General features: G+C 49.5%; 1 protein-coding gene. It reads left to right on the top strand.

The features are described from left to right. Positions 1–255, top strand: a 255-nt coding sequence (locus AC5ZG1_RS44685) for a hypothetical protein (RefSeq protein ID WP_496136612.1), incomplete at its 5' end; no start/stop codon positions are given. Positions 256–384 lie beyond the last annotated feature (129 nt).

The following is a 384-nucleotide window of genomic DNA, read 5'->3' as shown; positions in this document are numbered from 1 at the left end:
GACGGTGAGCGGCTGATCTTAACTCAGCAGCGCCATCTCTCAGCATCTGCCAATGCCTTCATCGAGGGCATTGCTCCCAACGCTTCGAGTGCTTGTGGAGCGCACGATGCGGATCTCGCTCGCGGCCGATCCGCTGACCAATCCATGGGAAAACCGAGGAAGCTAATTTCAAACGATTTTAAAAAAACCACCAAAAAGCTAATCGATTTTAATTTTATCATTCAAATTTTCTTGTTGCGGCGCGAGAGAATTTAACCATTAATTTCCGCAGGTGCTCAGTATGTTCGTTGGAGGAACCCGCATGACTGTGACATTTCCGCTGACCGAGAAGCGTGACGCAGAGGCGTTGCTGAAGCACTTGACGATGCACAAACTTAGCTTCCC

This window comes from Bradyrhizobium sp. Leo78, assembly GCF_059512425.1.
Note: the sequence above shows the minus strand (reverse complement) of the source record. Positions and strands in the feature narration are given on the sequence as shown.